At 71.5% G+C, this 934-nt stretch carries 1 protein-coding gene; it reads left to right on the forward strand.

Annotation, left to right across the window (positions count from 1 at the left end; all coding sequences use genetic code 11):
* Window positions 1–934 (forward strand): alkaline phosphatase D family protein (locus QL983_RS11340; RefSeq protein WP_290153075.1); only part of this gene is annotated, 934 nt, incomplete at both ends.

Here is a 934-nt window from a genome sequence, read left to right on the forward strand (position 1 = left end):
CCTGGTCGCGTCCCGTCTGACGCTGCCGTCCGGCGTCGCCACCGGCGACGTCACCTCGAACTCGGCCGTGCTGTGGGCGCGCTCGTCCGGCCGTTCGCGCCTGCACGCCACGCTGCGCGCGGTCGACGAGGACGGGAAGGTGCTGCGCGGCCGCTTCGCTCGCGGGCTGACCCTGCGCTCCGGCTGGGTCGACGGGGCCACCGACCACACCGCGAAGATCCTCGCGGACACGCTGCCCTCCGACACCCGCTTCGAGGTGACGTACGCGTTCGAGGACGAGGCCGGCCGCCTGGGCGAGTCGGCCGTGGCCCGCTTCACGACGGCGCCCGGCGCGCGGTTCGGCCGGAAGACCTCCGCCGCCCAGTCCTTCGTGTGGACCGCGGACACCGCGGGGCAGGGCTACGGCATCAACCCGGAGATCGGCGGCATGCGCGGCTACGCGGCGATGCACGCCACGATGCCCGACTTCTTCCTGCACTCCGGCGACACGATCTACGCGGACAACCCCATCCCGGAGACCCTCGAGGTGGCCGGCGAGCCCACCTGGCGCAACCTCGCCACGGAGGAGACGTCCAAGGTCGCCGAGACGCTGAACGAGTTCCGCGGCCGCCACCGCTACAACATGATGGACGACAACCTCCGCGCCCTGTACGCGGACGTCCCCGTCATCGCCCAGTGGGACGACCACGAGACGACCAACAACTGGTGGCCGGGTGAGGTCCTCGAAGACCCGCGCTACACCCAGGTCCGTGACGTGGACACGCTGGCCGCCCGCGCCCGCCGCGCGTGGCAGGAGTACATGCCGATCGCCGACTCCACGGCCCTGCGCCGCGGCTCCGGCTTCGAGCCCGCCCGCAGGTCAAGTCCCTGGAAGTGGTGTAACCGTCTTCGAGGTTGTAGGGGGCTTGTACCTGTCAGGTCTGCAGGGTCGGCA

The organism is Micrococcus sp. APC 4021 (assembly GCF_030407635.1).
Taxonomy (GTDB): Bacteria; Actinomycetota; Actinomycetes; order Actinomycetales; family Micrococcaceae; genus Micrococcus; species Micrococcus luteus.